The organism is Seonamhaeicola sp. MEBiC01930 (assembly GCF_045277075.1).
Lineage (GTDB): Bacteria > Bacteroidota > Bacteroidia > Flavobacteriales > Flavobacteriaceae > Seonamhaeicola.
This window is the reverse complement of sequence record NZ_CP104270.1, coordinates 2,128,336-2,149,911: the sequence shown is the minus strand read 5'-3', so window position 1 is coordinate 2,149,911 and position 21,576 is coordinate 2,128,336. Positions and strand designations below refer to the sequence as shown.

General features: G+C 35.1%; 10 protein-coding genes, 2 tRNA genes and 3 rRNA genes. 5 read left to right on the top strand and 10 right to left on the bottom strand.

The window, feature by feature from the left end; genetic code table 11:
- Positions 1 to 6 precede the first annotated feature (6 nt).
- The 7 genes from N1F78_RS09345 to N1F78_RS09315 form a co-directional block, all read right to left on the bottom strand.
- On the bottom strand, positions 7 to 1,422 hold the full coding sequence (locus tag N1F78_RS09345; protein WP_406682893.1) for a sulfatase: 1,416 nt from the start codon (positions 1,420 to 1,422) through the stop codon (positions 7 to 9).
- 248 nt (positions 1,423 to 1,670) lie between these two features.
- Positions 1,671 to 1,778 (bottom strand): 5S ribosomal RNA (gene rrf / locus N1F78_RS09340).
- A 129-nt stretch (positions 1,779 to 1,907) separates the two neighbouring features.
- Positions 1,908 to 4,723 (bottom strand): 23S ribosomal RNA (locus N1F78_RS09335).
- A gap of 154 nt (positions 4,724 to 4,877) precedes the next feature.
- Positions 4,878 to 4,951, bottom strand: a tRNA-Ala gene (locus N1F78_RS09330).
- 133 nt (positions 4,952 to 5,084) lie between these two features.
- Positions 5,085 to 5,158: transfer RNA gene (locus N1F78_RS09325), tRNA-Ile, on the bottom strand.
- A gap of 138 nt (positions 5,159 to 5,296) precedes the next feature.
- A 16S ribosomal RNA gene (locus N1F78_RS09320) occupies positions 5,297 to 6,816 on the bottom strand.
- Together the 16S, 23S and 5S rRNA genes with 2 tRNA genes alongside form the textbook arrangement of a ribosomal RNA operon.
- A gap of 689 nt (positions 6,817 to 7,505) precedes the next feature.
- Positions 7,506 to 9,551 (bottom strand): putative porin, encoded by a 2,046-nt coding sequence (locus tag N1F78_RS09315; RefSeq protein ID WP_406682892.1) that lies wholly within the window; start codon positions 9,549 to 9,551, stop codon positions 7,506 to 7,508.
- Between the two features lie 570 nt (positions 9,552 to 10,121).
- On the opposite strand from N1F78_RS09315, the gene N1F78_RS09310 reads away from it, so the two are divergent.
- The 4 genes from N1F78_RS09310 to N1F78_RS09295 all read left to right on the top strand — a co-directional run bounded on the left by N1F78_RS09310 (position 10,122) and on the right by N1F78_RS09295 (position 17,753).
- Positions 10,122 to 10,721 (top strand): ribonuclease HII, encoded by a 600-nt coding sequence (locus tag N1F78_RS09310; protein WP_406682891.1) that lies wholly within the window; start codon positions 10,122 to 10,124, stop codon positions 10,719 to 10,721.
- A 33-nt stretch (positions 10,722 to 10,754) separates the two neighbouring features.
- On the top strand, positions 10,755 to 13,190 hold the full coding sequence (locus N1F78_RS09305) for a DUF3352 domain-containing protein (RefSeq protein ID WP_406682890.1): 2,436 nt from the start codon (positions 10,755 to 10,757) through the stop codon (positions 13,188 to 13,190).
- A gap of 607 nt (positions 13,191 to 13,797) precedes the next feature.
- Complete coding sequence (locus N1F78_RS09300; protein ID WP_406682889.1) at positions 13,798 to 14,844, top strand: nucleoid-associated protein; 1,047 nt, start codon at positions 13,798 to 13,800, stop codon at positions 14,842 to 14,844.
- A 65-nt stretch (positions 14,845 to 14,909) separates the two neighbouring features.
- Positions 14,910 to 17,753, top strand: coding sequence for a bifunctional fucokinase/fucose-1-phosphate guanylyltransferase (locus tag N1F78_RS09295; protein ID WP_406682888.1), 2,844 nt, complete (start codon positions 14,910 to 14,912; stop codon positions 17,751 to 17,753).
- Between the two features lie 36 nt (positions 17,754 to 17,789).
- Here the strand turns inward: N1F78_RS09295 and lipB are convergent, their stop codons facing one another.
- From lipB to N1F78_RS09280, 3 genes are read right to left on the bottom strand one after another with little or no spacing between them, the layout of a single operon-like run.
- The gene (lipB, locus tag N1F78_RS09290) at positions 17,790 to 18,491 is read right to left on the bottom strand and encodes a lipoyl(octanoyl) transferase LipB (protein ID WP_406682887.1); all 702 of its coding nucleotides are present in this window, start codon (positions 18,489 to 18,491) and stop codon (positions 17,790 to 17,792) included.
- Entirely contained in the window at positions 18,484 to 19,275 is a 792-nt protein-coding gene (locus N1F78_RS09285; protein ID WP_406682886.1) for a hypothetical protein, read from the bottom strand. Before N1F78_RS09285 ends, lipB begins: the two co-directional genes overlap by 8 nt.
- A gap of 39 nt (positions 19,276 to 19,314) precedes the next feature.
- Complete coding sequence (locus tag N1F78_RS09280) at positions 19,315 to 19,473, bottom strand: YqaE/Pmp3 family membrane protein (RefSeq protein ID WP_406682885.1); 159 nt, start codon at positions 19,471 to 19,473, stop codon at positions 19,315 to 19,317.
- Positions 19,474 to 19,602: 129 nt separating this feature from the next.
- Between N1F78_RS09280 and lysS the strand changes: the two genes are divergently transcribed.
- Complete coding sequence (gene lysS / locus N1F78_RS09275) at positions 19,603 to 21,294, top strand: lysine--tRNA ligase (RefSeq protein ID WP_406682884.1); 1,692 nt, start codon at positions 19,603 to 19,605, stop codon at positions 21,292 to 21,294.
- Positions 21,295 to 21,576: the final 282 nt, after the last annotated feature.

Sequence of the window (21,576 nt, the reverse complement as noted above, 5' to 3'; positions counted from 1 at the left end):
CTTTAATTACCATTGATAATCTTTACCTTCCCTACTATCCTTCCATGAATTCTTAACTTTTTCCAGTTCATCTTGCAGGGTTATTAATAATTCAGGTTTTTCAGAAGCTAGGTTCATAGTTTCTCCTGGGTCATTTTTTAAATCAAAAAGCATCATATCGTTACCTTTTTCAGGAATACAGATTTTATATTGCCCCATAATTAAAGCATATAATTCTGTCCCTCTATACAGACGTTGATAACCTGAAGCTATGGGTACTGGTCTAAATGAAGTTTTATTATTTAATATAACTGGCTTTAAACTTAAGCCATCTAATGGTATTTTTTTACTAGGAGACAATCCTACTATATCTAAAATAGTAGGTAAGTAGTCATTAGTGGAAGACTGGTAATCTGAAACTACACCAGATTTAATTTGCCCTGGCCAAAACACAAACGAAGGCACACGTAAACCACCTTCCCACATTTGATGTTTATGACCCCTATAGGGGCCTGCGGACGCATTGCCCTTTCTTACTTGTGGGTCTGCTGGTCCATTATCACTACAGAAGAAAATAATGGTGTTATCAATTACATTATGTTGTTTCAAAAAATTTCTTAATCTTCCTATTTGATCATCCATAGCAGTAATACAGCCATAATAATGTTGTTTACCTTTTGTTAAATTAGGGTACTTTGCCAAATAATCTGGACCAGCAACCACTGGTTCATGAGGTGAATGAAACCAAATAGTAGCAAAAAATGGTGTTTTATTATTTATAGATTGCTCAATAAAAGGGATCGCTCTATCCATTATAATTCTACTATCATCTCCTTCTAGATTATTAGTTACTTGCTTACCGTTTTGTACATAAACGGACCCACCCCATGATCCGTCTTCTTGAGCTCCCCAACTAGTCCATCCCTTTGGAGTTTTAGTAGGGTTCCAAGTAGGAACTGCACTTTTGGTAGCAAAAGTTTCGTCAAAACCATGGTGCCAAGGTGGAGAATACTTCCCTCTAGATTCTACTTTATCAGGCTCAACCCAACCTAAATGCCACTTTCCAAAAAAACCTGTTGAATAGCCTTTCTTTTTTATTAACTCCGGAATGGTTTTTTCAGCAGGCCGCATACCTTCTGTATGAGCTGCAAAAATACCTTGTCTAAAAGGAGCTCTACCAGTTAATACACTTGCCCGAGTTGGAGAACATAACGGTGCAGCAGCATAAAAATTTGTAAAGGTAACCCCATTAGTAGCCATATCATCCAGTTGTGGGGTTATAACTTCTTTATTTCCATTAAATCCAACATCTCCATAACCTAAATCATCCGCCATTATAAGAATAATATTTGGCTGATTCACTACTCCTGATTCTTGAGCGTTGCTATTAAAAAAAATAAAACTAAGAGTTAATAATAATTTGCAATGAAGAAGGTGTCTCATATATTTAAAGCTGGTAAATATTTGTAAAATTTCATCATTAAAAGATGAGATTTTAACCCACCTATTTTAATAAATAAAACTCATTAAATATAACAAAAAAAACACCTTATTATTAATATTCTCAATCATATATAAATAAACCATGATCTAATAAAAATTCGTTAAAACCGTTTATGAAAGAAAATGCTAATAATTCAAACTTTGAGAATAAAAAAATCCCGATTCTATAAATAAGAATCGGGATTCAAAAAAGGCAACGACCTACTCTCCCACAAATGTAGTACCATCGGCGCTAATGGGCTTAACTTCTCTGTTCGGAATGGTAAGAGGTGAGCCCCATCGCTATAACCACCTTAAGTCATAGCTGCTCGCTATCGGTATATAACCTTTAGCATTCAGCGTTTATCACTTGGATAAACAAATATCTTAACATATTGAAAAAAATGACATGAATAATAATTTGTACTCTTATAAAAAAACAGGCGTACAATAAGCCTATGGGTTATTAGTACTACTCGGCTATGACATTACTGCCTTTACACCTGTAGCCTATCAACGTGGTAATCTCCCACGACCCTTTAAAGAAATCTCATCTTGTGGTGGGTTTCGCGCTTATATGCTTTCAGCGCTTATCCCTTCCCAACGTAGCTACTCTGCAATGCCACTGGCGTGACAACAGATACACCAGAGGTTAGTCCAACTCGGTCCTCTCGTACTAGAGTCAGATCCACTCAAATTTCTAACGCCCACTGTAGATAGAGACCGAACTGTCTCACGACGTTCTGAACCCAGCTCGCGTGCCACTTTAATGGGCGAACAGCCCAACCCTTGGGACCTTCTCCAGCCCCAGGATGTGACGAGCCGACATCGAGGTGCCAAACCCCCCCGTCGATGTGAGCTCTTGGGGGAGATCAGCCTGTTATCCCCGGCGTACCTTTTATCCTTTGAGCGATGGCCCTTCCATGCGGAACCACCGGATCACTATGCTCTTGTTTCCAACCTGATCGACTTGTAGGTCTCTCAGTCAAGCACCCTTATGCCATTGCACTCTACGCACGGTTACCAAGCGTGCTGAGGGTACCTTTAGAAGCCTCCGTTACTCTTTTGGAGGCGACCACCCCAGTCAAACTACCCACCAAGCACTGTCCTCATTCCTGAGTTAGACTCTAGATAAGCAAAGGGTGGTATTTCAACAATGACTCCACAACGCCTGGCGACGCCGCTTCAAAGTCTCCCACCTATCCTACACATTACTTATCCAAAACCAATACTAAGCTATAGTAAAGGTGCACGGGGTCTTTTCGTCCCACAGCGGGTAAACGGCATCTTCACCGTTACTACAATTTCACCGAGCTCATGGCTGAGACAGTATCCAGATCGTTGCACCATTCGTGCAGGTCGGAACTTACCCGACAAGGAATTTCGCTACCTTAGGACCGTTATAGTTACGGCCGCCGTTTACTGGGGCTTCATTTCAGATCTTCGCCGAAGCTAAACCCTCCACTTAACCTTCCAGCACCGGGCAGGTGTCAGGCCATATACGTCATCTTTCAATTTAGCATAGCCCTGTGTTTTTGATAAACAGTCGCCTGGATCTTTTCACTGCGGCCACCCCGAAGGGTGGCGACTCTTCTCCCGAAGTTACGAGTCTATTTTGCCTAGTTCCTTAGCCATGAATCTCTCGAGCTCCTTAGAATTCTCATCCCAACTACCTGTGTCGGTTTAGGGTACGGGCTGCTTCACTCGCTTTTCTTGGAAGTCGCTTCTCTGGATTATCACCGCAACCGAAGTCTTAGTGTACTATCGCCGTGTTACCACTGGCTTCAACGTGCTATTCCGTCAGCACGCACCAAATATACGCCTCCGTCACTTTTAACGTGAGCAGGTACAGGAATATTAACCTGTTGGCCATCCACTACCCCTTTCGGGTTCGCGTTAGGTCCCGACTAACCCTCAGCTGATTAGCATAGCTGAGGAAACCTTAGTCTTTCGGAGTGCGGGTTTCTCGCCCGCATTATCGTTACTTATGCCTACATTTTCTTTTGTAGCTTCTCCAGCATGCCTCACAGCACACCTTCAACGACACTACAATGCTCCCCTACCAATATAAATATTCCATAGCTTCGGTAGTATGTTTATGCCCGATTATTATCCATGCCGAACCGCTCGACTAGTGAGCTGTTACGCACTCTTTAAATGAATGGCTGCTTCCAAGCCAACATCCTAGCTGTCTAAGCAGTTCAACCTCGTTTATTCAACTTAACATACATTTGGGGACCTTAGCTGATGGTCTGGGTTCTTTCCCTCTCGGACATGGACCTTAGCACCCATGCCCTCACTGCATTATATCATTTTATAGCATTCGGAGTTTGTCAGGAATTGGTAGGCGGTGAAGCCCCCGCATCCAATCAGTAGCTCTACCTCTATAAAACTAATAATACGCTGCACCTAAATGCATTTCGGGGAGTACGAGCTATTTCCGAGTTTGATTGGCCTTTCACCCCTACCCACAGGTCATCCGAAGACTTTTCAACGTCAACCGGTTCGGTCCTCCACTGTATGTTACTACAGCTTCAACCTGCCCATGGGTAGATCACACGGTTTCGCGTCTACCACTACTAACTAAAGCGCCCTATTCAGACTCGCTTTCGCTACGGATCCGTACCTTAAGTACTTAACCTTGCTAGCAACGGTAACTCGTAGGCTCATTATGCAAAAGGCACGCCGTCACACGTAAACGTGCTCCGACCGCTTGTAAGCGTATGGTTTCAGGTTCTATTTCACTCCCTTATTCAGGGTTCTTTTCACCTTTCCCTCACGGTACTAGTTCACTATCGGTCTCTCAGGAGTATTTAGCCTTAACGGATGGTCCCGCCAAATTCACACAGGGTTACACGTGCCCCGCGCTACTCAGGATACTACTATCTAAACTTCGCTTACCTTTACGAGACTATCACTCTCTATGGTTTGTCTTTCCAAACAATTCTAGTTCACTTAGTGTCGAATATTGTAGTCCTACAACCCCAACATTGCCGTAACAACATTGGTTTGGGCTAATCCGCGTTCGCTCGCCACTACTAACGGAATCACTTTTGTTTTCTTCTCCTCCGGGTACTTAGATGTTTCAGTTCTCCGGGTTCGCCCCTTTCGGTACTATATCTTCAATATAGTGGGTTGCCCCATTCGGATATTTACGGATCAATACGTATGTGCCATTCCCCGTAACTTTTCGCAGCTTATCACGTCCTTCTTCGCCTCTGAGAGCCTAGGCATTCCCCATACGCCCTTAATTAGCTTATTGTACTTTTTGCTTTTTTAATGAGTTATGATTAATTAGATTGTCGCTCGCGTGACTCTAATTAATCCAAATTACTTAGAATTAAACCTATGGCCTAATTCTATTTTCATGTATCTTTTTCAATATGTCAATGAACCTTAATCGCTTTTGCGATTCGTGGAGAATATCGGAGTCGAACCGATGACCTCTTGCGTGCAAGGCAAGCGCTCTAGCCAGCTGAGCTAATCCCCCGTTTTTAATGAAATTTCAAAAATCAATTCCCAAATCCCAATAAAATAAGATGGATCTCCCAACTTCTAAAATTTCCTTTCAATATTTAATGAACATTTTCAATTGTCAATTATTAATTTCCAATTGAAACTTGTAGTCTCAGGCAGACTCGAACTGCCGACCTCTACATTATCAGTGTAGCGCTCTAACCAGCTGAGCTATGAGACTGTACTTTTAGTCGTTAGCCTTTAGTTCTTAGCATTTGCTAATGCCTAATGACTATTTACTATATATTTTAAAATTAACAGCAAGAAGAATAAACTATTTCTTTCTTAAAAACTTTACCTACTAGTCGTCTTTCTCTAGAAAGGAGGTGTTCCAGCCGCACCTTCCGGTACGGCTACCTTGTTACGACTTAGCCCTAGTTACCGATTTTACCCTAGGCCGCTCCTTACGGTGACGGACTTCAGGCACTCCCAGCTTCCATGGCTTGACGGGCGGTGTGTACAAGGCCCGGGAACGTATTCACCGGATCATGGCTGATATCCGATTACTAGCGATTCCAGCTTCACGGAGTCGAGTTGCAGACTCCGATCCGAACTGAGATAGGGTTTATAGATTCGCTCCACCTCGCGGTGTGGCTGCTCTCTGTCCCTACCATTGTAGCACGTGTGTAGCCCAGGACGTAAGGGCCGTGATGATTTGACGTCATCCCCACCTTCCTCACAGTTTGCACTGGCAGTCTTGTTAGAGTTCCCATCTTTACATGCTGGCAACTAACAACAGGGGTTGCGCTCGTTATAGGACTTAACCTGACACCTCACGGCACGAGCTGACGACAACCATGCAGCACCTTGTAAGTAGTCCGAAGAAAGATCTATCTCTAAATCATGCAACTTACATTTAAGCCCTGGTAAGGTTCCTCGCGTATCATCGAATTAAACCACATGCTCCACCGCTTGTGCGGGCCCCCGTCAATTCCTTTGAGTTTCATTCTTGCGAACGTACTCCCCAGGTGGGATACTTATCACTTTCGCTTAGCCACTCAGCCGAAGCCGAACAGCTAGTATCCATCGTTTACGGCGTGGACTACCGGGGTATCTAATCCCGTTCGCTACCCACGCTTTCGTCCATCAGTGTCAGTACATTATTAGTAATCTGCCTTCGCAATTGGTATTCTATGTAATATCTATGCATTTCACCGCTACACTACATATTCTAACTACTTCATAATGACTCAAGACTAGCAGTATCAAAGGCAGTTCTACAGTTAAGCTGCAGGATTTCACCTCTGACTGACCAGTCCACCTACGGACCCTTTAAACCCAATGATTCCGGATAACGCTTGCATCCTCCGTATTACCGCGGCTGCTGGCACGGAGTTAGCCGATGCTTATTCTTACGGTACCGTCAAGCTCCTACACGTAGGAGTGTTTCTTCCCGTACAAAAGCAGTTTACAACCCATAGGGCAGTCTTCCTGCACGCGGCATGGCTGGATCAGAGTTGCCTCCATTGTCCAATATTCCTCACTGCTGCCTCCCGTAGGAGTCTGGTCCGTGTCTCAGTACCAGTGTGGGGGATCCCCCTCTCAGGGCCCCTACCTATCGTTGCCATGGTGTGCCGTTACCACACCATCTAGCTAATAGGACGCATACTCATCTTGTACCGTAACCTTTAATCAAAAATCCAGGAGGATAAATGATACTATGGGGTATTAATCTTCGTTTCCAAAGGCTATCCCCCAGTACAAGGCAGATTGTATACGCGTTACGCACCCGTGCGCCGGTCGTCAGCAAAGAGCAAGCTCTCTCTGTTACCCCTCGACTTGCATGTGTTAGGCCTGCCGCTAGCGTTCATCCTGAGCCAGGATCAAACTCTTCATCGTTAAATTTTTAAGTCTCTTACGACTTTTACTATTTAACAACTAATAGAATCTTCAGTACTCAAAATGGTTTATTCTCTTGTTAAAACTAATCGTTTCCAATTAGCTTCTTACGCTGTCAATTTCAATATGTTTATGAACTTTTTCTTAACTTCCTTAACTCGTTTCCTCGTTAAGCGGGTGCAAATATAAAACCCTTTTCTTTACTCACAAAACTTTTTAAATATTTTTTTGAAAAATTTTTTTCCAAACTTCAAATACCTAAATTATCCTTATGAACTTCGCCCAAACAAAAATTATATTCCCCGTTTTTGCGGGTGCAAACATACAACCCTTTTTTTATTACGCAACAACTTTTTTAAGCTTTTTTTTAATCTTTTTTAGACAAACTTTTTAACCCCTTAATACCAAAGGGTTACAATGCAAAAAAAATTACAACATAATAACTAATCATATATTCATACTAGAGCAAACCACAAACAAATAATGGATAATACTATAATAATACTCCGATCTTTCTATTATAACTAAGGCAAATTAAAACAGAAAAGATATCGTTTAAGGTTAGGTATACTTGATATAAATTTTAGAAAAGAAAAACAGAAACCTTAATATACAGTAATTATGCGTCAATTTAATTACACTTAAAAAAAGGTAAGGTATTAAGACAAAAAGAAGGCAATCTTTTCAATCTACTTAAAGAAGTTCCATACAACACCAAAACGTACAGAGAAGTCTCTATACGGATTGTTAGGTGATGAATAATAATTATAACCCGTAAAAGCAGCATTGAAGTGTTCTGCCTTTAAATAAAGTCTTGTTTGACGAATCTTTGCGTTAAGAAAAAAATCTAACCTAGGAAAACCGCCGTACTCTGTATTATTTTGCACATAAAATTCAGCAAGCACTGGATTATATCCATTCATATAATACTTAGTAAAATAATTGAGTGTTACACCTGTTTGCAAAAACAATGCTTTTTTAAACATATGACTAGAATAGTATATTGTATTACGTGTATTTAGGTCTGGTACGTTTAGAGTATTATCATTATCTTGAACATTTTGATACATTATTGTATTATTTATTGCAAACTTCCCAAACTTTACTTCGTTTTCTAATTTTGCTCTTAAATAGGTTATTGTATTACTGTTCTGATATGGTTTTATTGCCTGTAACACATCCGATGTTGGCACACTTTCATCTTGCTTAAAATATATATAATCTGTAATGGTATTAAAATCTACAGTGATATTAGCCAATTCCTTAAATCTTAAATTGAATGCCAACTGTTGGGTTTCTATATTATTAAAAATATTTTGCCAATTATAATTTTTATAATCACTTTGATACAAAAGCACATTATAATTTGGAGCCTTTGAACTGTGGTTTAGAGAAGCGGAAGCTGAAATATCTTCATTGAGATTGAATGTTGCTCTTGCTACTAAAAAATTACCATTAAATTCTCCCACAATATTTAAACCAAACTCTCCATTTAGTTGAAAACCTTTATATTGCTTTCTATACTTTCCGCCTACGGAATATATATCACCTTTTAACCTGTTACTTATTGTTTCGCCATCTAAAACAACCAACTTATCATAACCATAGTTATAGTTATTACTACTAATATTAAACTGCAAGTCACCTAACAAATTATTACTATAATTTACATAGACTTTATTATAAAAGTTTTCAATAGTTGCTTTATCTGACAAACTTGAACTTACAAAAGACTCACCAAAATAACCCGATGAACTAGATGATTGTGTATATTGGAAATACTTATCTTCAAAAGAAATAACATGACCTAGCTTTAATTTGTTGATTGAGAGAGAATCTTCTTCAATAACTTTATAATCATGCTCTAAATGAAAACGCTTACCTATTAAAATACTTTCAGCATTTTCAAAACCTACTTCAAATAAGGACCTATCTAGAAATTCTTCCTCTCCATTTTCAAATTTTAAAATTTCACCTTCATCAGCCAGCCCTCCATTTTCTTCATTCAATAAATCTTGGGTAACAACATGACCTCTAGCGTTATATCTATTATTTTTTGTCTGATAATTTGATGTAAACCTAAAATTACCTGAGCTAGTTAACGCATGCTGATACTTCCCTAATGAACGAAGCCCTTTATAAGCTATAGAAAAATTAAATTGTGGCGAAGTGTTAATTGTTATAAATGAATCTACTAACTGCCCTTGCTCAAAAGCAGTTCTAAAAAAAAGCTCTGTTAATGGTGTAGGAACTCTGTAATAATTAATATCCTCTATTTCCCAATAATTAAAGTGTCTTGCTCTAGCTCCAAAGCTTGGCATTAAACTGGTACTCTGAAAATTATAGGTTAAACTATTATATGTTTGCCCAAGATTAGCAAAGGGAATTAACCCAAAATTATCTTTACGCAAATAATTAAACTTATAGTCTTTCTGAATAGTTAAGGTGGTATCTACAAATGTAGTATCATTTTCTACAGATATAATTATGTAGTCTTGAATTCTAGCATTTATTTCATTAATACCCCCATCTTTTTCTTTTAACGAATTTTGACCTGAAGCCGTATCAATTGAATCTTGAACAGGGTTAAATTCTCTAGTTTCAATATCAGAACGTTGAAATGATCTCCTTGTTTTTTCCTGTCCATTAACCCGTACAAACAAACAAATAAATAAACACATTAAAACTGCTCTATTTATCTTTCGATTTCCTTTAAATTGAAATGATTTTAACATGTTATCCATATTGGGTAATAACGAAAATTTTATGCCCGTATTTTATACCTATTTTTAAAAAAGCAAAAGTAATTATTTGTATGCAAAGAGACTCTAATTATTTTAAATAAACAAAGCCAGCAATATCTGCTGGCTTTGTTTTTAAATATTAAACAAGAATATTTATTTTGAGTTAGTCAGTTGCAAACATCACTATATTATACCTAAAAAACAAAAAAATGGAGAAAAAACATATTAAAACAAGATTTTTAATAGCCTAACAACATTAACAAATCCTAAGCAAAACAACGTCTGTATTGAACAAAAGTTATAGTTTCAATAATAACCACAATAATACCTCAACCCAAATTGAAGAGTTGAAAAAAAACAACATCAAAAAATCATGTGTACATAATAATCTATTTAACAAATTACTATATTCCTTCGGTGTAAATTTAAATTTATTATCTCTAGAAAAAAGCCAAATTATGCCAGAGCTTACAATTGGCAAGTTGGTGTGTTTTTCTCTTTTAGTTTTCATGAATTTTTAAACAAAAAATTTCATGTACTTTTGATATATTAATAATATAAATGTTACTACACAATTATTCCAATTACACCTTAGAATGCGGTACAGATGAAGCTGGCCGTGGTTGTTTAGCAGGACCTGTTACCGCTGCAGCTATTATTCTACCAGAAGCATTTGAAAACACCATTTTAAATGATTCTAAACAACTAAGCGAAAAGAAAAGAGAGTTTTTAAAACCAATTATTGAGGAGAGCGCTTTGTTTTTTGGTGTTGCACATGTTTTTCAGAAAGAAATAGATAGTATTAATATTTTAAATGCTTCAATTTTGGCAATGCATAAATCCATTGACAAACTTCATCACACACCCGAATTTATTATTATTGATGGCAATAAGTTTAAGCCTTATAAAAACATTCCTTTTGAAACCATTATTAAAGGTGATGGCAAATATTTAAGCATTGCAGCTGCTTCGGTTTTAGCAAAAACCCATAGAGATTTATATATGAACAAAATTCATGAAGAATACCCTATGTACAATTGGAAAAAAAACAAAGGCTACCCAACCAAAGAACATAGAGAAGCTATTAAAAAATACGGTGTTACAAAATATCATAGAAAGTCGTTCAGATTATTACCAGAACAATTGAAATTAGATTTATAAGTTATTTATATTTACAAGCAAATTAATTTGTTCATGAAACCCTATTTCTTAACCCTCTTATTCATATTTACCCTATTCAACTGCTCTAACCGCAAATACAAACACACTGAATTAATTGATTTTGTTCCAAAAAACACCATATCTATTGTTAAAACGACAAATTTTGAAAGCCTAAAAATCAGTATTTCTAATAATGACCTTCTACAAAAATTATCAAAAAATCTATCTTATAAAAAATTAGAAAAATTATTACAAAACACCTCTTTAATAAAACCAAATGGAGATGCTTTAATTTGTTTTTCAAAAGACTGGAGTGATAGCCTGCAATATACTTTTATAACCAAAAACCACTCCAATCTTTTGGTAACGGATTCTTTAAAAAACTACTTGGAAGAAATACTAAAGTATGAAAATAAGACTGTAATAAAATCTACTTTAAACCATCAAACGATTTATAGCGCTATTTTTGATAGTACTTTTGTAGCATCGTCATCAAAAGATATTTTGGATGCTATTATTATTAAATCTGATGTGAATTCTGAATTGAAAAAAGCATACCATACTATTGGTAAAAACTCTACATGCTCATTAATTATAAAGGCAGATTCAACTCTTATAAAGCAGTTTTGTAATGAAGGTAAACTCAGCTTAAACAACTTCACAAATTATATTGCTTTAGATATTGAATCTAACCAAAATGAAATTATTTTAAATGGTATAACCAAGGGAACAGATTCTATTAATAGCACTATTAATATTTTTAAAAACACCATTCCTCAAGAAAACCAAACTCAAACTATTGCACCTTCAAATAGTGATGGGTTTATGAGTTTTACATTTGACAATTTTAAGGACTTTGAAACTAATTTAGTTGCCTATAACAAAAAAGACTCTACCTACAAAAGCTCCAAGTTATTTAATGACATTGTTGAAGTTGGAGTAATTTACCAGGGTAAAGAACAAGCTATTGCTCTTAATTCCATTGACAATATTGCTACTAAAGATGCTCTAATTGGAAATAATAACATTATTAGCTCTTATAGAGAAATAGATATTTTAGAATATAATAACCCATTAATTTTTTCAAAAACATTTACACCATTTGTTTCGTTTAATAATGCAAATATGTATTGTGTCATAGACCATTTTTTTGTGTTTGCAGATTCTTTAGAAATACTTCAAAATATTATAGCCAATTATCAAAATAAAACCACTTTTAGTGAAAGACAATATTTTAAAAACATTATAAAAAACCTCAGCGATGAGTCTTCACTTTTATTAGTTTATACGCCAACCACCCTGAAAGAAATCATCAATAGAATTTTTGAAGAGTCCTTAAATTACAATTTAAAACAATATCATGCCTCTGCTCTTCAGTTTATCTATGACAATAATTTTGCCCATATAAATGGCATTATTCAAAAGAGTAAGTCTAGTGCTTCTCTAAATTCGGTTTCAGAAGAATGGAATATAAAATTGGACGCAGCAATTTTAAATGAACCACAATTTGTTACCAATCATATCACAAACCAAAAAGAAACAGTTATTCAAGACATTAACAACAACCTATATTTAATTTCTAATAAAGGAAAAGTTCTTTGGAAAAAACAATTACATGGTCCTATTTTAGGAGCTATCAACCAAATTGATATTTATAAAAACGGCCGATTACAACTATGCTTCGCAACACCTAATAGGGTTTATGTTATTGACAGAAACGGTAATAATGTTGGCCCATTTCCCAGTAAATTCAATGACCAAATTACGCAGCCACTCTCTGTTTTTGATTATGACAAAAAGAAAAACTACAGACTATTGATAACTCAGGGAAAACATCTTTTAATGCATGATGTTAAAGCGAGAATGGTTAATGGATTTACCTTTAAATCTGCAAACCAAAATATTATTTCGCAACCAAAACATTTTAGAATTGGAAGCAAGGATTATTTAACTTTTAAAACCAAAGAAAAACTATATATATTAGATAGAACTGGACGCAACAGAGTAAACCCAAAGGCTAGTAATACATATTCAAATCAACCCATATTTTTATATAACAATCAATTTACAACTACTGCTAGTAATGGTAACTTAATCTCTGTTAAAACTAATGGCAATGTTGCTCTTAAAAACTTAGGGCTAACAGAAACTCATTATTTAGCCACCACAAGTAAAACTCTTGTGGCATTAACTGAAAACAAACTAACTATAAAAAGTAAAACCACAGAATTAGATTTTGGAGATTATACAGAACCCAAAATATTTTATATAAATGATAAAATTTATGTAACTGTAACAGACAAACAATCTCATAAAGTATACCTTTTTGATAGTCAATCTAAAGCCATTTCAAATTTCCCTATATATGGTAATTCATCTATAGCCTTAGATAATATTGATAGAGACAGTAACTTAGAGTTTATTACCAAAGGTGAAAGTAACTCCATTATTTTATACCAAATAAATTAAATTTCAGCCTACTAAGGCTTTTAATTTCCAGAATTAATTTGCTATTAAAAAACTAATTTATATATTTAAACAAGCTATTAATCAGATATTTACAATGAAATCACCAAAAAAATGCAATTTGCATTCCTTTTAAAAAAAAAAACCAGCTATCATACTACGAATCCTTGTTATATATTCAATAGATTAATAATTATTGGTCATAAAGCTTTGATAGTTATAATACTAATACTGAGCCAACACTGATAAGAACACAAAATTTTGCATGCAAAATTTGTATAATTTAATAATTGTTATATTTAATATTATATTTTTTACTAACCAGACAAACCATTAGGTTTTTAAGTTAAAGCTATCAAATTGTATGAAATTATTTGCTGTTAAAAAACTAATCTTTATCTTTAACCCAACTATTAATCTAGACTTTCACAATGCAAACCCCAAAAGAAATTGCAGTTTCAAGTTTAATTATCAAAAATAATAAAATAAGGGTATGATTTGGTATTACCCGAAGTCCTCAGATCTTAGGCGTCAAAGTTTTATACTTTGGCGCTTTTTTTATGGTTTACTCCTCTTAAAATTATTACTATTGTAATCTTAAATTAAGATTATGATATCACGCAAAAACGCCTCAATCTCAAAGTTTATCATTCATAAAGTAGGTAATAAATTTAACGATACCAAAAATGCATTTTCCCAAAAGACTATAGATTTTGATGAAGCTAGTTATGACTTAATGTTACCTTTTTTACTAAGACCCTTTAGCAGTGCCGTTCAAAGCTACCGGTTTAATCACCACGCCAATATCAACCTTAACGAAATAAACAGTTATAGTGCTCAAATTTTTAATGACGAAGACTTTATTGAAGTGTCAAAGCATGTAGTGATGCATTTATATGAACAATCAAACTCCGCCAACATTAAAACGGGCGATGTTTTAATAGCTCTTTTTGAAGGTATTGAGTTTAATGAAATTACCACAAATGCCCTAGGTATTTTTAAAATTGAAAACAAGACCAATTTCTTTCAAACATTCTTAGAAAACAACAGTTATGATGTTTTGGTACAAAAAGGAATCAATTCTAAAAAAGTTGACAAAGGCTGTTTAATACTTAATCAGACTGATGGAGAGGGCAACATCATTTTTAGTGCAGACAACAACAATTATGATGCGCAATATTGGATTAATCATTTCTTAAATATTAAATATGCAGATGATGCCAACAGCCATACACAACAGTATCTTGAATTATGTAAGGATTTTTCAGAAGAGGTAATAAAAACTAGCTATGGCATTCAAGAACAAAATGCCTTTTTGGCCAAAACCATAGATTTTTTTAAAGAAAACGAGGTTGCTAATATAGAACGTTTTAAAGAAGAGCTCTTTGAAGAAGACAAACATAAATCTCAATTTGACGGCTTTAAAAAAAGTTTTGAAAGTGAACAAAACCTAGTCATTAGAAACCAGTTTGATATTGCCGAACGTGTTGTAAACAAGGAGAAAAAGAAAATAAAAACTGATATCAAATTAGACACGAACATTCAAATTAAGCTAGATATTGATGCCCCAGATGCTTCTACGGAATATTTAGAACGTGGCTACGATGATGAGAAGAAAATGCACTATTACAAAGTGTTTTTTAATGCAGAAAATTAATTTAGTTATTTTTAACTTTAAATCTAACTTATCAGAATTATTGCCATTAAGACCAAATTTATAGCATGAAAAAACTTTTATCACTACCAAAAAACCTTGTAAAACATTTCCATAAAATAGAGAACAAAAGCCATGAATCATGGTTTTGTGGCTCTGACCCTGAAGGTACTCATGTTGGATCTGGCGGAGGCACCTCTTGGCTTCTAAAAGAAAGCTGGAGTGAATCCAAAATTAATTTTAATGAATGGATAAGTAAAGATAAACGAATTATCATCCATGCTGGGGGACAAAGCAGACGATTACCAGCCTATGCTCCATCAGGAAAAATTTTAACTCCAATCCCTATTTTTAGATGGGAAAGAGGGCAAAAAATTAATCAAAACCTGCTTGATTTACAAATTCCCCTGTATGAAAAAATCCTTCAAAAATCTCCAAAAACACTAAATACGCTAATTGCCAGTGGAGATGTTTACATACAATGCTCACCAAATATAAAACCGCTTCCCAACGTTGATATAGTTTGCTTTGGACTATGGGCAGAACCAGAGCTCGCTACCAATCACGGTGTTTTTGTTTGCGAAAAGAATCATCCAGAAAAGTTATTGGAAATGCTCCAAAAACCGTCGGTTTCTGAACTAAAAAACATTTCTGAAGATAAGGTTTGCTTAATGGACATTGGAGTGTGGGTTCTAAGTGATAAGGCTATTAAAATTCTTCTTGAAAAATCAGGTTACACAATTAATGAAGACGGAAACTTAATTGTTCCCGAACAATTAAATTTTTACGATTTATATAATGATTTTGGCTCAAGGCTTGGGAGCAATTCTAGAGATGAACATGACTTATCAGTTGCAATTCTTCCTTTACCTAATGGTAAATTCTATCATTTTGGAACTAGTAAGGAGTTAATTTCTTCAACATTGGCTATTCAGAATAAAGTTACAGACCAAACTTCTATTCTTCATAAAGATAACAAGCCTCACCCCTCAATGTTTACTCAGAATACCGAAATTGAATGCACGTTGAATTCTGACCAAAGAAATTTATGGATTGAAAACTCATATATTGGAAAAAATTGGAATCTACATTCAGAACACATTATAACCGGAATTCCCAAAAATGATTGGAAAATTGATTTACCTAATGAAACCTGCATTGATATCATTCCAATTGATGAAACCTCCTTTTGTGTTAGACCATATGGCTTTTATGATATTTTTAAAGGCCCACTAGGTTCTGATGAAACTTTATGGCAAGGCATACCATTTACACAATGGTTATCTGAACGCGAACTTAATTTGGCAGATTTAGGCTTAGATCAAAAAACCGATATTCAATCTGCTAAGATATTTCCATTATTAAAAATGGACGAATTAACAGAAGATTTAATATCATGGTTGATTAAACCCTTGAAACTTTCAGAAATTAGAGAAAAATGGCTGTCTTCCCATCGAATATCTGCAGGAGAAATTGCAGAAAGAGCCTCATTAAAACGTTTATATAATCAACGTCAATCTCTTAGGGTTAGTAATATTTCGGCACTACATAAAAATTACAAAAAAAGTATATTTTTTCAATCAGATTTAAACTATTTATCCAGACTTGTTGCCGAAAACAATATTTCCTTACCTCCGCTTTCCATCAAAGATCCCTATCAACAAATGCAAGAATACATGTTTAGGGCAAAGGTTAAAAAACAACTTAACCAACCTAACAAAGATGAAGAACAGAAAGCTTTCAATTTATTGCGTGATATTATAGTTGATAGTTTAGGTTATGACCAACCAGAACCAGAATTAAGTGTATATCAAGATCAAATAGTATGGGGCAGAAGCCCAGTAAGAATTGATGTTGCTGGTGGCTGGTCTGACACACCTCCTTATAGTTTAGCCCATGGAGGCGCAGTTGTAAACATGGCTATAAACCTAAATGGTCAACCTCCATTACAGGTTTATATTAAACCATGTAGTGAACCAAAAATAATTCTGCGTTCCATTGACATTGGGGTAAGAGAAGACATTACTTCCTACCAAGAACTGGAGTCTTACAATAAAGTAGGGTCTGCATTTTCAATTCCTAAAGCTGCCTTATATCTGGCCGGTTTCAATTCTAAAAGCAGATATAAAAACTTAACAGATCACTTAATGGCTTTTGGTTCTGGAATTGAAATTACCATGCTAGCTGCCATTCCAAAGGGATCAGGCCTTGGTACAAGTTCAATATTATCTGCCACTGTTTTAGGCGCACTATCAAACTTCTGTGGATTAAAATGGAGTCAAAATGATCAAATTCAAAGAACTTTGGTTTTAGAACAATTGCTAACCACTGGTGGAGGTTGGCAAGACCAATTTGGCGGAATTTTACCTGGGATTAAGTTAATTGAAACCCAACAGGGTGGTAATCAAACCCCAGAACTTAGTTGGGCTCCTGATTTTATATTTTCAAAACCCGAAAACAAAGCTTGCCAATTATTGTATTATACCGGAGTAACTAGAACTGCCAAAAACATACTTGCGGAAATAGTAGCGGGTATGTTTTTAAATGAAACTGGAATCAGTAAAATTCTTAAGGATATAAAACAACATGCTTTTGATACATTTAAGGTATTACAGAGCGACAATTTTAAGGATTATTGCGATTGTATTAACCTTACCTGGGAACAAAAAAAGCGCTTAGATGAAGGGATTAATCCTCCTCAAATTGAAACAATAATAAATATTATTAAGGATTATGCAGCTGCATACAAATTACCAGGAGCCGGAGGTGGCGGTTATTTGTACATTATAGCTAAAGACCCAAAGGCAGCTGGTATTATAAGAAAATTACTAAATGAAAACCCAATAAATAACAGAGCTAGATTTGTAGACATTGAATTATCCAATACAGGTTTCCAAGTAACTCGTTCCTAGATTTAAACTAAATAAACACAATCTCTAAAACATAAACTAATTAATAATTTCAGCCTCAAAAAGGGCAATAAAATGCTTAAGTAGCTTGTCTTTAATCTCAGCCTCATCAACTTTAGTTTTACCAAGTTCTACGTTTAAACTGGTAACCGCTTTTCCTCGAATACCACAGGGAACGATATTATCAAAATAACCTAAATCGGCATTTATATTTAGGGCAAATCCATGCATTGTTACCCAACGGCTAGCCCGCACACCCATGGCACAAATTTTTCGAGCAAATGGCGTACCTACATCTAACCAAACACCTGTTTCACCATCACTTCGTTCTGCTTTTAAACCATATTCAGCTAGGGTTAGAATAATCATTTCCTCAAGTAATCTTAAATACTTATGAATATCTGTAAAAAAATTTTCTAAATCGAGAATAGGGTAACCAACAATCTGTCCTGGTCCGTGGTAGGTTATATCACCTCCACGATTAATTTTATAGAAAGTTGCGCCTTTTTCGGTTAGCTGCTCCTCATTTAAAAGAAGATTAGACAAATCACCACTCTTACCCAAAGTATATACATGCGGGTGCTCAACAAATAAAAAGTAATTACTTGTTTCTAAACCAGCTTCCTCCCGCCTGTTTTTAACTTTAGTATCTACAATACCTTTAAACAATTCTTCTTGGTAGTCCCAAGTATCCTTGTAGTCTTTATGCCCTAGGTCTTGTATGTTAACGGTTTTATTCATTAGCAAAAGTTATATTAACATCTAAAAGTTTTGGATCTGTTAGAAAATCTAACCAACTCACTTTATAGATAATAGTTTTATTATCATTAGAAAGTTCGGCTCTTTCAATGGAATAAGATTTTATTTTTTTAGGAAAAGTATATTCCACTACATAGTACGCATTTTCAAAATAAGCCATAAACTCTTGGTCTGATTCGTCATTCTCATCAAACTTAGTTTCATCTGTATTCCAATCACCAGGAAGTGTTGTACTTCTGGTAAAACCTTCAACCGTTAAATCATATGTAGTATTGCTTTTTTCATAATCCATGAATTTACCTAGTGGAGAGCCCTTCATGGCATTTACTTGGTCATTTTGAGCATTTAGACTTTTGGCTTTTTGAATTTTTTCACCAATATCAGTCAACTCCTTTATTGATTTAAAATCTAGTCCAATTCCAAAATCAAAAACACCATTATCCTCATCCATGGTCATCTTCATATACATATCCTTAACAGTTTCCATAGCCTCGCGTTTTTCTTCAGGTAAAGCAGCTATACTATCTTTATAATTTTCCATGAGGTCTTTAAAAACAAAAGTGGTATCCATAACCTCCCCTTTCTTTTCTTCAGAACTGCTATCTTCACCCATTTGAGTCTTCATTTGTTTCATAAACTCTCCCATATCATAACTTACCAAAAAACTTCCTCCCCCATCATCATTAAAAACAATTCGTTCTTTAATTGTACAATTAGAGAAACAAATAGCTAAAACAATTAGAGCTAGAACTTTGACAAATTTCATGATTTTTAGGGTTTAAAATAAAGCCCCAAAGATACATTATTATCTGTTAGGATTATTTAGAATTACCAAGGCAGCAATAACCCCTGGCACCCAACCACATAACCATAGAAGAAAAACAATAACAATAGAGCCACACCCCTTATCAATAACGGCTAAGGGCGGACAAATAATAGATAGTAAAACTCTCCAAAAACTCATATAAATAATAATTTGATTGATGATTACTTGTGTGACGTCATCTTTATGATTTTGTTACACTAAATTTTATTTTAAAAGCTAGCTATTAATAGTATCTTTGTGCTCTTAAAATTTACACACTTTATTAAGATGTCGCAATTATCAGAGCAAGAGCTAGTAAGACGAGAAAAACTAGGAAAATTACGTGAGTTAGGCATAAACCCATATCCTGCGGATTTGTATCCTGTAGACCATACTTCAAAACAAATTAAAGCGAGTTTTGAGGAAGGCAAACAGGTGGTTATTGCTGGAAGATTGATGATGATTAAAGTGCAGGGGAAAGCTAGTTTTGCTCAATTACAAGATGGTGAAGGCAAAATACAAGTGTATTTTAACAGAGATGAAATTTGTCAAGGAGAAGACAAAACCAAATACAACGACATTTTCAAAAAACTGATTGATTTTGGTGATTTTATTGGTATTGAAGGCGAATTATTTGTCACTAAAGTTGGTGAACAAAGTGTTCGTGTAAAAGACTTCACATTATTAAGTAAGGCTTTAAAACCATTACCATTACCAAAGGAAAAAGACGGTGTAGTATATGATGCTTTCACAGATCCTGAACAACGTTACAGACAGCGTTATGCAGATTTGGCTGTAAACCCACATGTAAAAGATGTATTTGTTAAGCGCACCAAATTGTTCAATGCCATGCGTCAGTTTTTTAACGATGCTGGTTATTTTGAAGTTGAAACACCGGTTTTACAGCCAATTCCTGGAGGAGCAGCTGCGAGACCTTTTATAACGCACCACAACTCTTTGGACATTCCTTTATACATGCGTATTGCAAATGAACTTTATCTAAAAAGATTGATTGTAGGTGGTTTTGATGGTGTTTATGAGTTTTCTAAAAACTTTAGAAACGAAGGTATGGACAGAACTCATAATCCAGAATTTACAGCTATGGAAATTTATGTTTCATACAAGGATTACAATTGGATGATGGATTTCTGCGAGCAACTATTAGAGCATTGTGCCTTGGCCGTAAACGGAACTACAAAAGCTACTTTTGGAGAACATGAAGTAGATTTTAAAGCACCTTATGCCCGTGTGACTATGGCTGATTCTATCAGACATTTTACAGGGTTTGATATTACTGGAAAAAGTGAAGACGAGATTAGACAAGCTGCAGTAGGCCTAGGTATTGAGGTGGATTCAACTATGGGTAAAGGAAAATTGATAGATGAGATATTTGGTGAAAAATGTGAGGGCAATTACATTCAGCCAACCTTTATCACAGATTATCCAAAAGAGATGAGCCCATTATGTAAAGAGCATAGGGACAATCCTGAATTAACCGAACGTTTTGAATTAATGGTTTGCGGTAAAGAAATAGCTAATGCTTATTCTGAACTTAACGACCCCATTGATCAGCGTGAGCGTTTTGAACACCAATTAAAACTAGCTGAAAAAGGTGATGACGAAGCTACTGAGTTTATAGACCATGACTTTTTAAGAGCATTAGAATACGGAATGCCTCCAACTTCTGGTATGGGAATTGGTATGGACCGTTTAATTATGTTCTTAACTAACAACCAATCTATTCAAGAAGTATTGTTCTTCCCTCAAATGAAACCTGAGAAAAAAGCGGTGGCTTTAAGCGATGATGCCAAGGTCGTTTTTGAAGCCTTAAAAAAAGCTGAAAAATTATCATTAGGAGATTTAAAAACACAATCAGGTTTATCAAATAAAAAATGGGACAAATCAATTAAAGAGCTTACAAAAAACAGTCTAGCTAAAGTTGAAAAATCAGATGAAGGGTTATTTGTTAGCGTGATTTAGTTTAATACTAATAAACAATAAAAATCAAAAGCCCCGTAATGATAATTACGGGGCTTTTCTAACTAAACTAACTAACTTAACTAAATATAATACTAAAATAATTTAAGATTATTAATCAAAGATTATTTTAAGATATCATCTTCAAAAACTAAACTGGTACAAATAGACTATAAAAAACCTAAACTATCATTGCTATTTAGAAATGTTTAACAGCTATTTATTAATTCTTTAAGAAAAGAAAGTTAGATTGTTAAAATTTTTAAGAGAACTCCTTGGCAACCC